Genomic DNA, 12845 nt, shown 5'->3' with positions numbered 1-12845 from the left:
TGGTACTCCGCTTGGGCTTTGTAATAATTGAAGCGTCGCTGCGTGCGCCGTGTACGGATCAACGATAGCCAACCCGTGGCAAGGCGGACGGTAAAACCAGGCGTTGAACGTGCGCAGGCACGCCCAGGGCTCGCCGAAGCTTAACGACTGATCGGTCATCAAGGCTTGCAGCGCTGCGACAATTTCGGTCAAGGGGCGGTAACTTTACGTTTATGGATGTACGCAAGACTGTCAGAATTCCCTTCCGTTTCCCTTGATCCGAGCCCTGTCCATGCAAATCAACACCGCCCTGCTGTTCGCCACCCCTTGCGATGATGAGGAAGACAACATGGCGACCCTGTGCTGCCACAGCGACAAGGGCCAGATGTTCCTGCTTACCCGCTACCCGGACGAAGATACCGTCGACCTGACCCTGGATGACGAGCCGTCGACGCTGGATGGGCTGAAAGTGACCTTGAGTGCCAAGCGCCTGCTGATCGAAGTGGCGGCCGGTGACCGTGATGCGCTGAAGGGCGACGAAGTGCTGGAGATCAACCTGACCAGCGATTTGAGTGACATGGATGAGGTGAAGGAAACCCTGGAGAACATCCTGGCTGGGACCGGGACCTTCGTCTGCGAGCTTTGAACGCGGTCCCTTGTAGGAGCGGCCTTGTGTCGCGAAAGGGCCGCAACGCGGCCCCGGCAATATATGCCGTGACGCTGGAATCCTAGGGCCGCTTTGCGGCCCTTTCGCGACGCAAGGCCGCTCCTACAAAGAGCATGCCTGGCCTTAAATCAACGCCGCCTGCATTTCTTGCGCCTGCACCCGCAACGCCTCACAAAACGGCTCCACCGCCGCCGAAGCAGGCCTATGATCCGGCCTGATCAGCATCACCTGATACGGCACCGACACCCGCAAGCGGCGGATCGGCAACCCGCCCTGGGCCGCCTCCAGCCCGCTCAGCGGGTTGATGATCGCCACCCCCAGGCCTTGGCGCACCATGGCACATACCGAAGCGGCACTGGTGGTCTCGATCACCGTGCGGCGGTTCACCCCCGCCGCCCGGAAGTGCTGGTCCAGGCGCTGCCGGTAGGTGTCGAGGCTGGCCAGGTTGATGAAGTCGACCTCGTGGAAATCGCTCAACTCCAGCTCGGCCTTGGCCTGCAACGGGTGGTGCTCGGGCAACACACACACCATGTTGGCGCTAAACAGCAGTTCGCCATAGGCACCGCGCGGTATCTGTTCAACCTCGGTCAGGCCCAGGTCATGCTGCTGGGCGACCAGTGATTCCTCCAACAATGGCGACTCCTGCGCCAGGATGCTCACACTCACGCCCCGATGCTGCTGGTGAAAGCGCTGGCAGGCCTTGGGCAGCAGCGTCTGCGAGAACAACGGCAAGCAGGTAATGGCCAGCCGGCCCTGCTCGAAATTGCGGATGGCCTGGGCAAAGCGGTCAATCCGCTCCAGCCCTACGTAGGCGCGCTCGACCTCCTCGATCAACAGCAACGCCTGGGCTGTCGCCACCAGGCGCCCGCCTTCGCGCTCGAACAGGTTCAGCCCGGTCACTTGCTCCAAGCGCGCCAGCTCACGGCTGACGGTGGGCTGCGAGGTGAACAGCAGGCGTGCCGCACCGGTGACGCTGCCAGCGGCCATGATGGCGCGGAATACTTCGATATGGCGGACAGACAGTTTCACGGCAACACCCGGTAAGTCGGCAATAGCTATATCAGATATGAATGGCCAACAGAAAAATAGCTATTTTTCTGAATTCCTGCTTTGGCTCATGCTCGTGGCCTTCCTTATACGACTTCCTTGAATGAGTAGCGCCACCATGACTGCACCCTTCTCCCTCCTGGCCGAGGCGGTCCGCCAGCACGGCTCGCCGCTGTGGGCCTACGACGCCAGCACCATCGCCGAGCGTGTCGAACAGCTGAAGGTGTTCGACACCGTACGCTTCGCCCAGAAAGCCAACCCCAACCTGCATGTGCTGCGCCTGATGCGCGCCCATGGCCTGGTGCTGGACGCGGTGTCGCTGGGTGAGATGGAACGGGCCTTCGCAGCAGGTGCGAGCGTTGACGGCGACCCCGCTGGCGTGGTGCTGACCTGCGACGCGCTGGATCGGCCAACCCTGGAGCGGGTGGTGGCGGAGAAAATCGAAGTCAATGCCGGCTCCATCGACATGCTGCGTCAGCTGGGTGAACGCTCCCCCGGGCACCGCGTGTGGATCCGCATCAACCCTGGCTTCGGCCATGGCCACAGCCGCAAGACCAACACCGGCGGCGAGAACAGCAAGCACGGCATCTGGCATGAAGAGCTGGACGAGGCGCTGGCGGTGATCAAGGCCCATGGTCTGCACCTGGTGGGCGTGCACATGCACATCGGTTCCGGGGTGGATTACCAGCACCTGGAGCAAGTCGCCCGCTCGATGATCGAGCTGATCGGCCGCCTGGGCGTGGACATCGAGGCCTTCTCCATCGGTGGCGGGCTTTCCACCCCGTACCGCAGCACCGACAAGCCAGTCGACCTGCAGCGCTACGCGCAGACCTGGGCAGTGGCACGCAAGGAAATCGAAGCGATGCTCGGCCACCCGATGCGCATGGAAATCGAACCTGGGCGCTTCCTGGTGGCGGAGTCTGGCTACCTGGTGGCCGAGGTGCGCGCCGTGAAGCAAGTGGGGCGCAATACCTTCGTGATGATCGACGCCGGCTTCAACGACCTGATGCGCCCGGCGATGTACGGCGCCTATCACGGCATGACCCTGCTCGATGCCAACGGCCAGCCGGTGGACCGCCCACGCCAACCAACCGTGGTGGCCGGGCCGCTGTGCGAATCGGGTGACGTGTTCACCCAGGATGACCAGGAACTGACCCCGCAAGACCTGCCCCAGGCACAGGTGGGCGACCTGCTGGTGATTCACGATGCCGGGGCCTATGGGGCGTCGATGTCGTCGAACTACAACAGCCGGCCGTTGCTGCCTGAGTTCCTGATCGAGAACGGTGCGCTGCGCATGATCCGCCGGCGGCAGACGGTGCAGGACCTGCTGGGCCTGGAGGCGGGGTTCTGAACACCATTCACCAAGCCTGCGCGTAAGCATTGTGGGAGCGGGCGCGCCCGCGAAACAGGCGACGCGGTGGATGGCACCGGCGTTGCCGGTGTTCGCGGGCCAAGCCCGCTCCCACCGGGATCGCGCCAGATCTTGGAAATTGAGCAAGACAGTTGCTCCCACAAAGACCACGCTGACCTCAAGGCATGCTCTACCTGTGGGAGATTCTATGGTTTATGCCAAACCTCAAGCGGCCCCGGTTACCCTGCCTCAGCGCACACCGCCCATGTACTGTTCCAGGCGGCTACGCAGCCAGCGTTCGGCAGGGTCGCTGTCGGTGGTGCTCAACCAGACCATGGCCAGCTCCAGTGCCGTGGTTTCGAACGGCAGGTGCTCGGCCTGCAGGTTGCCCCAGCGCTCCATGCCCTGCGCGGCGTAGTCCGGGCAGCAGGCCAGCAGGTCGGTACCGGCCAGAATCGCCGGCAGCGAACTGAACTGCGGCACCGACAACACTACCTTTCGTTCGCGACCGATTTCTTTCAGCCAGTCATCGACCACCCCCTGGGTGTTGGCGGTTGGCGACACCTGAACGTGCGGGCGCTCGCAAAACTCATCCAGCGTCAGCGCCGTGGCCGACTTGTCGGCGCGCACTACCCTGCCTTGCATGGTGCGCAGCACCTTGCGCTTGGCGTTGGCCGGCAGCCCCTTGGTCTGGCTGATGCCGACCGTTACATCGCCCGCCGCCAGCAGGTCGGGGATGCGCCAGTAATCAACATGCTGCACCACCACTACCACATTCGGCGCCTCCACCCGCAGCGCCCGCAGCAGGGGTGGCAGCAACCCCGACTCGACGTCATCGGACAAACCGATGCGGAAGGTCATCTTGCTGGTCAGCGGGTCGAAATCGTGGGTCAGGCTGAGGGCTACGGACATTGCATCCAGCGCCGGGGTGAGGTACTTGATGACTTCTTCGGCGCGGGCCGAGGGCTCCATGCGGTTGCCCACACGGATCAGCAGCGGGTCGTTGAACATTGCCCGCAACCTGGCCAGCGCGGCACTGACCGTGGGTTGGGCGACGAACAGCTTTTCTGCAGCACGGGTGAGGTTGCGCTCCTGCATCAGGGCTTCGAACACCACCATCAGGTTGATATCGGCTTTGCGCAGTTCGTTTCGGTTCATTGACGCTCCCGGCCCGGGTTCTTGTTGTGCGGATTCAAGTCCAGCATCGACAAGAATTCCGATCGAGTCAAAACCTGTATTGCACTATGCGCGGTCCATTGCCCCGCCCCACACAATCCGGTTAACCTTCCCGCTCTTCCCTCCCGGCCTTCCCTGCCGTGCACCGCCCAGGCGTTAACTCGCGAAGCGGTCATTCATGATGCCAACACCTTCATGGCCGCCGCTCACTGGCGCCCATCCGACATCAATCCATTCAGGATGACTTCATGATCGTTCGCCAAGGCATTGCTGCAGACTTCCCGCAGCTGCTCGACATCTGGCTGCGTGCCGTGCGCGCCACGCATCACTTTCTGCAACCGTCCGACATCGATGCACTGCTGCCGCAATTGCGCGATGTGTACTTCCAAGCCGTCGAGCTGTGGGTTGCGGTAGACACCGAGGACCGCCCGCTGGGCTTCATCGGCTTCAATGAAAACCATGTGGAAATGCTCTTCGTTGACCCCGCGCACCATGGCCAGGGCATTGGCCGCGCGTTGCTGGATTTCGGCCGCCAGTCGCGTAGCACGATGAGCGTCGACGTCAATGAGCAGAACCCGCAGGCAGTGGGGTTTTACCAGCACTATGGTTTCATCCAGACAGGCCGCTCGCCGCTGGATGCCGAAGGCCGGCCGTTCCCCTTGCTGCATATGAGCTTGCCCGCTCAGGCTTGATACAAAGCACTGCGCTGGGCAGCTCCCGCAGGCTATGTGTAAAGCCCCCCATAATTCCTGCCCCCATGGCTGTTACTCTGTCACCAATGAAATTTGCGAGACAGACCAAAGGTATGAACCCGACGCGCTACACCACCGTGGCAAAGCACTTGATGGAAGGTATCGCCAGCGGCCGCTACCCGGTGGGCAGCCTGCTGCCGACCGAGTTCGAGCTGTGCGACCTTTACGGTGTGAGCCGGCATACGGTGCGCGCAGCGATCGACCAGCTGCTCAACCAGGGGCTGGTGTCGCGGCGCAAGCGCGTCGGTACCCGGGTCGAGGCCAGCAGCCCGCGCGGCGGCTACTCGCAGTCGCTGGCCAGCGTGGCCGACCTTGCGCACCTGGCAGAAACCCAGCAGCGGGAAATCCAGGACGTGCGCCACTTCGTCGCCGACTTGAGCGAGGCGGCGCGGTTGGGGCTGGTGCCGGGGGAGCACTACTTCTGCGTGTCGAGCATCCGCGTTGATCGCGCGCACAATGCCGCGCCGCTGTGCTGGACCGATGTGTATGCGCAGCGCGACTATGCCGAGGTGATTGAACTGGCCCGCGAGCACCCCGACCAGCTGATTGCCGGGTTGATCGAGCAGCACTATGGCCGGGCGATCGCGGTGGTCGACCAGCAGGTGCGGGCGGTGTTGCTGACAGCGGAGATGGCCCGGGCACTGAAGGCCGAGGCCGGTTCACCGGGGTTGAAGATCATTCGCCATTACCGTGAGGAAAACGGCGATTTGATGGCGGTGTCCGAGACGGTGCACCCGGATGACCGCTTTACCTTGGTGACCCAGATGCGCAGGGATCGCTCGGCATCCTGACCGAGCCATTGCGGCCGCTTTGCGGCCCATCGCCGCCAGCCGCTCATTGAACCTGGCCAGGTCGATCACTGCCCGCCGATGCGTACCCGCGCCAATCAGCCCCGCCTCATCATGGCACTCGACCTTGAACAGCTGTGCCCTGCCCACCACCGCCACCAGTTCCACCGTCGCGGCCACCGTCATTCCAACCGGCGTGGCCGCCACATGGCTGACATCCACCTGCGTGCCCACTGTCCGCTGCCCCGGCAGCAGGAACGGTCGCAACCCTTCGATGCAGGTCTGCTAGATGAATCCGACCATCATCGCCGTGGCCAACACCGGCGGCATGTCGACAAAGCCCGGCCAGTCTGGCGCCACGTGTGGCACGGTATGGCGCACGGTCACGGTCAGCGTGTCGCGGTGCTGCAGGCCCGGCTGAGGGCCTGCGTTGTCTACGGAATTCATATTCGCCCCACCCTCATATTGATCGGCCAGGTCACCGTATGCCTGGTATCCACGTCACCCCACAGCCCGGCCAGGTCGACGGCAAAGCGCTGCAGCACCGCCTCCTGCCCGGCCTCCCTGGCGCAGCGCACTGCCGACCAGGTCGAAATGTAGCCAAGAAACTCGGCAAGGCTCCAGTCCAGCTTGATGGCGATCGGCTGCGCGCTGATCTCGCTGAAGGGGAAGTCCAGCGTCGCATAGCCACTGTCGACCAGCTTGCGCTCGGCCGGCCAGTACGGGCCGATCTCCTGCCAGTAGAAGCGCGCAAAGCGCTCGTTCAGCTCGCCTTCCAGGCTCAGCACGCCGTAGCTGATCAACGCCAGGATCGCACCCGGGCTGGCCACGCGACGGGCCTCGGCATAGAACCGTGGCAGGTCGAACCAGTGTGCCGCCTGGGCTGCGGTAATCAGGTCGGCACTGCGCGACAGCAGCGGCAAGTCTTCCGCCGCCGCGCAGCGATAACTGATGTTTTCCAGCGGCTGTGCATGACGGATCTGGTCTGCACTGGGGTCGAAACCCGACACCGAACTGAAATGCGCGGCCAGGTGCCGGGTCAATTGGCCAGTGCCGCAGCCGACATCAACCGCCACCGCTCGGCTGGGTGCCAACGACGCCAGGTAAGCCGCCAGCGCCGGCGGGTATTCCGGGCGGAAACGCGCATAAGCCTGCCCGCCCTGGTCGAACCAGTTGGTCGTGAGCAAGTCATTCATCGACGGCCACCTCCGCAGTCATCGCCAGCTTCTGATCGTTGAGCCGCTGGGAAAAACCACGCTGTTCCAGCAGCCGAGCAGTGTCTTGCAACACTTGGCGAAGCGGGTACCCCACTTCGTGCTCCAGCTGCTCGATGGTCGCGAAGGTCCCCGCCCAGTGCTGGTCGAGTTTGAGCAACAGCGCCTCGCCATGAGCGGTCAGGCAGATGAAGGTCTTGCGGCCATCGTCGCCACGCTGGCGCGTGATGATGCCGTCTGCCTCCATGTGGCCCAGGGTCTGGCTGATGGCGCCTTGCGTGAGGTGGGTGCAGGCGGTGATTTCGGTCACCGTCTGTGCGCCGGAGCGCAGCGCACGCAGCACGGGCGTATAGCGGGCCCGGTAGTTGATCTGCATCTGGCTGTAGTGCTCTTCGGCGCCGTACTCCACCAACTCCGACACATAACGCAGCAATTCGCCCAGGCCGGGCTCGATTTTCATGCTCATGGCAACGCTCCATTGCGGTTGCCGGCAATTTACATTAGCGCTAATGCAAATGGCAAGATGGCTCCCCTCAATCGGCTTGTCACAACATTTTCAGCGCCTTTGAGATCGAGCGCCGCCCGCGCGGCGCTTCGCAGCACAAGGCTGCTCCTACATTTGTTTCGGGCCAGTCACGCCTGTGAGGTCACCGCTGTCCGCCTTGTGTGTTCCATTCAATATCGAAGGGGACGCCGTTGCTCTTCATCGATCTCCAGCCATACACCAAGGCTGCAACCCACCTGGCACAGGAAAACTGGCCCGAAACAGATGTAGGAGCAGCCTTGTGCTGCGAAGCGCCGCGCGGGCGGCGCTCGATCTGTGCATCAACCAAAATCCCAAGACATACACCTGAAAGCCCTCACCCCACTTCCACGACGGACAAATCGCAGCCACTCTTCCCCAATTTTCCTTCTGCTCCGCGCGGCCCAGTGTGGGAGCGGCCGCGCAGGTCGGCTGATTGATATTTCTCTCTCACATGCCCAACACCCGCTCAGCCTCCTGCAACTGCCGCCCGCGCGCCGTCACCACCCTGTGATCCCGCGCCAGCCAGGCATAGATGGTCGGCAGCACGAACAAGGTAAACATCGTCCCCACCAGCATCCCGCACACAATTACCACGCCCAGCCCGAACCGGCTGTTGGCCCCTGCGCCACTGGCGAACAGCAGCGGCAGCACGCCGAAGGTCATCGCCGCCGTGGTCATCAGCACCGGCCGCAGGCGGATCTGCGCGGCGCGGACAATGGCCGTCGCCCGGTCGAGGTTGTCGCGCAGCTGGATCTCGTTGGCGAACTCGACCATCAGAATGCCGTGCTTGCTGATCAGGCCGATCAGCGTCACCAGGCCGATCTGCGTGTAGATGTTCAACGTGGCCCAGCCCAGTGCCAGCGGCAGCAGCGCGCCACAGATCGACAACGGCACGGTCACCAGAATGATCAGCGGATCGACCAGGCTTTCGTACTGCGCCGCCAGCACCAGGTAGATCACCACCAGCGCGGCAAGAAACGCCCACATCAGGGCAAAGCCCTCCTGAACATACTGGCGCGATTCCGATTGCCAGTCATGGCTGAAGCCCGGCGGCAGTTCGGCAGCGAGCTGTTCGAGAAATGCCACGGCATTGCCCATCGACACACCTGGCGCCAGGATTGCCTGCAAGGTGCTGGCGTTCTGCTGATCGAACTGCAACAGGCGGTTGGGCGCCACTTCGATATCCAGGTGCACCACGGTAGCCAGCGGCACCAGGCTGCCATCCTCGGCACGCACATACTGGCGATTCAGCGCCGCCGGGGTCAGGCGCTGGTCCTGGATGCTCTGTGGAATAACGTCGTAGGAACGCCCGAACAAGGCAAATCGGTTGAGGTACTGCTCGCCCACCAGCACACCCAGCGACTCGCCGATGGCCTGCATGCTGATACCCAGGCTAGCCGCCTTGGCGCGGTCGACGCGCACCTTGACTACCGGGTTGTTGTAGTCGAGGTCGCTGTCCACCACAGCGAACAGGCCGCTGTCGCGGGCGCGTTGCTTGAGCACTTCCATGGTCTGGTACAGCTCGGGGTAATCCTGGGCGCTGCGCAGCACCATCTGCACCGGCAACCCGCCACTGGAGCCCGGCAGCGACGCCACCTGGAAAGCGAAGATGCTGCTGCCTTCGATATCCGCCACGGCCTGCTGCAACTGCGCCTGCACCTGTGCAGCGGAGCGCTCGCGCGCCTGCCAGGCGCTGAGGTTGATACCACCAAAACTGGCAGCCGGGCCGTCGGTGCCGTTGATGATCCAGGTGTCGGTGGTTTCGTCGATGGCCTTCATCACCTGGTCCAGCTTCAGCGCAAAGCGTTCCACATAATCCAGGCTGGCATGCTGCGGCGACTTGATCGCCGTAAGCACCGCCGCCTGGTCCTCGGGCGGGGCCAGTTCGCGCTGGGGCAGCAGGTATAGCCAGGGCAGGCTCAGGCACACCAGCAGCGCCACGCCGCCACTGATCCAGCGATGCGCCAGGGTGTAGGCCAGCACCCGCGCATAAGCCCCGGTCAGCACGCCAAACACGCGGTCGGCCATGTTGGCCATGGCGCCGTGCTGCTGGCCGGTTTGCAGCAGCAGCGAGCTCATCACCGGCGACAAGGTCAGTGCGACGACACCGGACACGATCACCGCCCCCGCCAAGGTCAGGGCAAACTCGCGGAACAACGTACCGGTCAGCCCGCCCATCAGCCCGATCGGCGCGTACACCGCCGCCAGGGTCAGGGTCATGGCGATCACCGGCCCGGCAATTTCTCGTGCCCCGGCCAATGCCGCCGCGACCGGCGACCTACCCTCTTCGATATGCCGGTGCACGTTCTCCACCACCACGATGGCATCGTCCACCACCAGGCCGATGGCCAACACCATCGCCAGCAAGGTCAGCAAGTTGAGGCTGAAGCCGAACAGCAGCATCAGGCCCGCCGCGCCGAGCATCGACAGCGGGATGGCGACCACCGCGATCAGCACGCTGCGCAGTGAGCCCAGGCACAGCCAGATCACCAGCACCACGATCAACATCGCCTCCACCAAGGTACGCAGCACCTCATGGATCGAGGCATCAATGAAGCGCGCGGTCTCATAGGCCAGCGCCACGGTCACGCCAGGTGGCAAGGTCTGCTGGATCTGCGGCAACAGTTGGCGAATGCCCTCGACGATCACCAGCGGGTTGCCGGTCGGCGTGGGGAACAGCCCCAGGTGCACGGCGGGCTTGCCGTCCATGGTAGCGCTGGTCTGGGTGGCCGCCGCGCTCAGCTCGACTGTGCCAACATCGCGCAGGCGAACCAGGTCGGTGCCATCGTTGCGGATGATCAGCTCACGGAAGTCCTCGACCCGGGTCAGGTCGGTGTCCACCTGGATATCGGCCAGCACGTACTGCCCGCGCACCTGGCCCGGTGTCGCCTGGTAGTTGTTGGCTCGCACCGCCCGCGCCACGTCGTCGGCAGTTACCCCACGCCCGGCCATCTGTTCGCTATCCAGCCACAGGCGCATGGCCAGGCGCTGCCCGCCGAACGACTGCACCTTGGCCACGCCGTCGATGCCAGAGAACTGCGGTTCCACCACCCGCGACAAGTAATCGCTCAGTTCCGGTATCGACAGGCTGTCGCTGGCAAAGCCCACGTAAGCCACAGCCGTGGAGTCACCGGCCGACAGCTCCACTACTGGGTCGTAGGCCTTTTCCGGCAGGCGATAGCGCACCTGGTTGACCTTGGCCATGGTTTCGGCCAGGGCCTGGGTCGAATCGCGGTTGAGCAACATGCGCAAGGTGATCAGGCTGCGCCCCTGCTGCGACGATGAGGACAGGTAGTCGATGCCCTCGACCGACGATACTGCCTGGGTGATCGGCTGGGTGACGAAGCCTTGCATCAGTTCGGCGGAGGCGCCGGGGTACTCGGTGCTGATGGTGATGGTCGAGCTTTCCAGCAACGGGTACTGGCGAATCGGCAGCTTGCCCATGGCAAACAGCCCCATCAGGATGATCAGGCTGCTGACTACCAGCGCCAGCACCGGGCGGCGTACGAAGAGGTCGGTAAACTTCACGGCTGCCGCCCTCCCAGGTTGGCCTGCAGGCTGTCCTGTGCCACCGGCTCGACCGGCATGCCATCGGTCAGTTTCAACTGGCCGGAAACCACCACCTGGTCACCGGCCGCCAGGCCGGAGGTCACCTCCACCCGCCCCTGCCAGCGCTCGCCGGTGGTCACCCGCACCCGGCTGACCCGGCTGCCTTGCTCCGCGTCCCGGGTAGCGACAAACACCGTCTGCCCGTAGGCGGTGTAGGTAATCGCGGTTTCCGGCACGGCCAGCACGGTTGAAGGCTGCGCAGCGTCCAGGCGCACGCCGGCGTACATGCCCGGCTGCAACTGCCCGTCCGGGTTCGCCAAGGCGGCCTGCACCTGCACCAGGCGCGCCTTGCTGACCACCGGATCGACGGCCACCACCCTGGCCTCGAAGCGTTGCCCGCGCACGGCATCCACATTCAACGCCAACACCTGGCCGAGGTGAACCTCGGGGGCAGCCTGCTCGCCCAGGGCGAAATTGACGTGCAACTGGCTGATGTCGGCCAGGCTGACCAGGGTTTCGCCAGCGCCCAGGTACTGGCCCAGATGCACCCGACGGATGCCAAGCTTGCCGGCAAACGGTGCGCGGATGGCCTTCTGCGCGATCAGCGCCTCGACATGCTGCAGCTCACCGCTGGCCACGTCCGCAGCAGTGGCGGCGTTGTCCAGCAGTTCCTGCGACACCGCATTCATCGCCCGCAGTTTACGGCTGCGCTGCAAGATCACCTCGGCGTTGCGCAGTCTGGCCCGCAGTTGTACGCGCAAGGCCTGCTCCGGGGCATCGTTGAGCTGCACCAGCAACTGCCCGGCCGTAACCGCTTGCCCCGACTCGAAGGCAATGCGGGTGATACGACCCGCCGCCTCGGCCGCCACCTGCACCTGGTTGACCGCCTCCAGCTCCCCCGAGGCAAAGTTCTGCCGTGCCAGCTGCACCTGCTCGGCCGTGGCCAATGCCACCTTGGTCGCCGGCCATGTCGCGGCAACGGGCTGTGCCGAACCGCTGCCCATCAGCGCGTAGCCTGCGGCCAGCACACCGGCAACAGCGCCAGCCCAGGCCAGTAACGTCCGTTTGTTCATGCACTGCTCCGATCATCAGGGAAAGCGGTTGCGAGGAAGATCGGACAGGACTATAAGAGCTCAACTTAGCTTGAGGTCAACAGGCATGGCAGCGGACAACACGCGGATGCTCACAGTAGGTGAAGTGGCCAAACGCAGCGGCGTGGCGGTGTCTGCGCTGCACTTCTACGAGACCAAGGGGCTGATCGCCAGCGTGCGTACGGCAGGTAACCAGCGCCGCTATCCGTCGCTGGTGCTGCGCACGCTGGCGATCATCAAGGTGGCGCAGCGCACCGGTATTCCGCTTGAGGAAATCAAGCAGGCATTCAGCCGCTATGCGCCCAACAGCAAGCTAACGGCGGCGCAATGGGGCGAGATGTCGACCGCCTGGCGCGAAGACCTCAACGCCCGCATTCGAACCCTGGAGGCATTGCGCGACAGCCTGGACAACTGCATCGGTTGCGGTTGCCTGTCGCTGGAGGATTGCCCGCTGCGCAACCCCGGGGATGTGCTGGGGCAGGAAGGGACTGGGCCGCGGATACTGGAGAACAAGGCCCGATAAGGCTTGCTCGGTCGCTGTGGGAGCGGGTTTACCCGCGAAGAAGACACCGCGGTGGATGGCACGGGCTTCGCCCGTGTTCGCGGGCAAGCCCTAATGCCAGTCAGTTAAGAAATTGACTTGCTCGCCAAGCCACAATAGAAACGAGCTCTGTTTTTACGAGCTCGGTTCATGTCCCTTCAAAA

The 12845-nt window shown here is 63.9% G+C and carries 12 protein-coding genes and 1 pseudogene; 5 read left to right on the top strand and 8 right to left on the bottom strand.

Translation table 11 applies throughout. The annotated features are described in order from the left end of the window. The first annotated feature begins 271 nt into the window (after positions 1-271). Positions 272-625 carry a hypothetical protein gene (locus ACIP1G_RS25875; RefSeq protein ID WP_400742115.1) on the top strand — a complete coding sequence of 118 codons (354 nt, stop codon included), beginning with the start codon at positions 272-274 and terminating at the stop codon, positions 623-625. A 144-nt stretch (positions 626-769) separates the two neighbouring features. Here ACIP1G_RS25875 and ACIP1G_RS25870 read toward each other — a convergent pair whose 3' ends face one another. Then, positions 770-1675 carry a LysR family transcriptional regulator gene (locus ACIP1G_RS25870; RefSeq protein WP_400742113.1) on the bottom strand — a complete coding sequence of 302 codons (906 nt, stop codon included), beginning with the start codon at positions 1673-1675 and terminating at the stop codon, positions 770-772. A gap of 136 nt (positions 1676-1811) precedes the next feature. Between ACIP1G_RS25870 and lysA the strand changes: the two genes are divergently transcribed. Next, positions 1812-3044, top strand: a complete 1233-nt coding sequence (gene lysA / locus ACIP1G_RS25865) for a diaminopimelate decarboxylase (protein ID WP_400742111.1) — start codon at positions 1812-1814, stop codon at positions 3042-3044. Positions 3045-3293: 249 nt separating this feature from the next. Here lysA and ACIP1G_RS25860 read toward each other — a convergent pair whose 3' ends face one another. Further along, a complete protein-coding gene (locus tag ACIP1G_RS25860; RefSeq protein ID WP_400742109.1) occupies positions 3294-4202 on the bottom strand; it encodes a LysR substrate-binding domain-containing protein in 909 nt (302 codons plus the stop codon). Positions 4203-4468: 266 nt separating this feature from the next. Between ACIP1G_RS25860 and ACIP1G_RS25855 the strand changes: the two genes are divergently transcribed. Together ACIP1G_RS25855 and ACIP1G_RS25850 are read left to right on the top strand one after the other, a co-directional pair. Next, positions 4469-4912 (top strand): acetyltransferase, encoded by a 444-nt coding sequence (locus tag ACIP1G_RS25855; protein WP_400742107.1) that lies wholly within the window; start codon positions 4469-4471, stop codon positions 4910-4912. A gap of 113 nt (positions 4913-5025) precedes the next feature. After that, complete coding sequence (locus ACIP1G_RS25850; protein ID WP_400742104.1) at positions 5026-5763, top strand: GntR family transcriptional regulator; 738 nt, start codon at positions 5026-5028, stop codon at positions 5761-5763. 72 nt (positions 5764-5835) lie between these two features. Here ACIP1G_RS25850 and ACIP1G_RS25845 read toward each other — a convergent pair. The 6 genes and pseudogenes from ACIP1G_RS25845 to ACIP1G_RS25820 form a co-directional block, all read right to left on the bottom strand. Further along, positions 5836-6036, bottom strand: a pseudogene (locus ACIP1G_RS25845) (thioesterase family protein); the annotation flags it as partial. A 9-nt stretch (positions 6037-6045) separates the two neighbouring features. After that, positions 6046-6207 carry a hypothetical protein gene (locus ACIP1G_RS25840; protein ID WP_400742101.1) on the bottom strand — a complete coding sequence of 54 codons (162 nt, stop codon included), beginning with the start codon at positions 6205-6207 and terminating at the stop codon, positions 6046-6048. Continuing rightward, positions 6204-6956 carry a class I SAM-dependent methyltransferase gene (locus ACIP1G_RS25835; protein WP_400742098.1) on the bottom strand — a complete coding sequence of 251 codons (753 nt, stop codon included), beginning with the start codon at positions 6954-6956 and terminating at the stop codon, positions 6204-6206. Before ACIP1G_RS25835 ends, ACIP1G_RS25840 begins: the two co-directional genes overlap by 4 nt. Beyond that, positions 6949-7440 carry a MarR family winged helix-turn-helix transcriptional regulator gene (locus tag ACIP1G_RS25830; protein ID WP_400742095.1) on the bottom strand — a complete coding sequence of 164 codons (492 nt, stop codon included), beginning with the start codon at positions 7438-7440 and terminating at the stop codon, positions 6949-6951. The genes ACIP1G_RS25835 and ACIP1G_RS25830 overlap by 8 nt, the downstream gene beginning before the upstream one ends. A gap of 507 nt (positions 7441-7947) precedes the next feature. Next, a complete protein-coding gene (locus tag ACIP1G_RS25825) occupies positions 7948-11028 on the bottom strand; it encodes a MexW/MexI family multidrug efflux RND transporter permease subunit (protein ID WP_400742093.1) in 3081 nt (1026 codons plus the stop codon). Further along, complete coding sequence (locus ACIP1G_RS25820) at positions 11025-12122, bottom strand: efflux RND transporter periplasmic adaptor subunit (protein WP_400742090.1); 1098 nt, start codon at positions 12120-12122, stop codon at positions 11025-11027. The genes ACIP1G_RS25825 and ACIP1G_RS25820 overlap by 4 nt, the downstream gene beginning before the upstream one ends. Before the next feature lie 85 nt (positions 12123-12207). Between ACIP1G_RS25820 and soxR the strand changes: the two genes are divergently transcribed. Continuing rightward, positions 12208-12663 (top strand): redox-sensitive transcriptional activator SoxR, encoded by a 456-nt coding sequence (gene soxR, locus ACIP1G_RS25815; RefSeq protein ID WP_400742089.1) that lies wholly within the window; start codon positions 12208-12210, stop codon positions 12661-12663. Positions 12664-12845 lie beyond the last annotated feature (182 nt).

The sequence above is a fragment of the Pseudomonas sp. NPDC089392 genome, assembly GCF_044749595.1.
GTDB lineage: Bacteria > Pseudomonadota > Gammaproteobacteria > Pseudomonadales > Pseudomonadaceae > Aquipseudomonas.
This window is presented reverse-complemented; position numbering and strand designations above follow the sequence as displayed.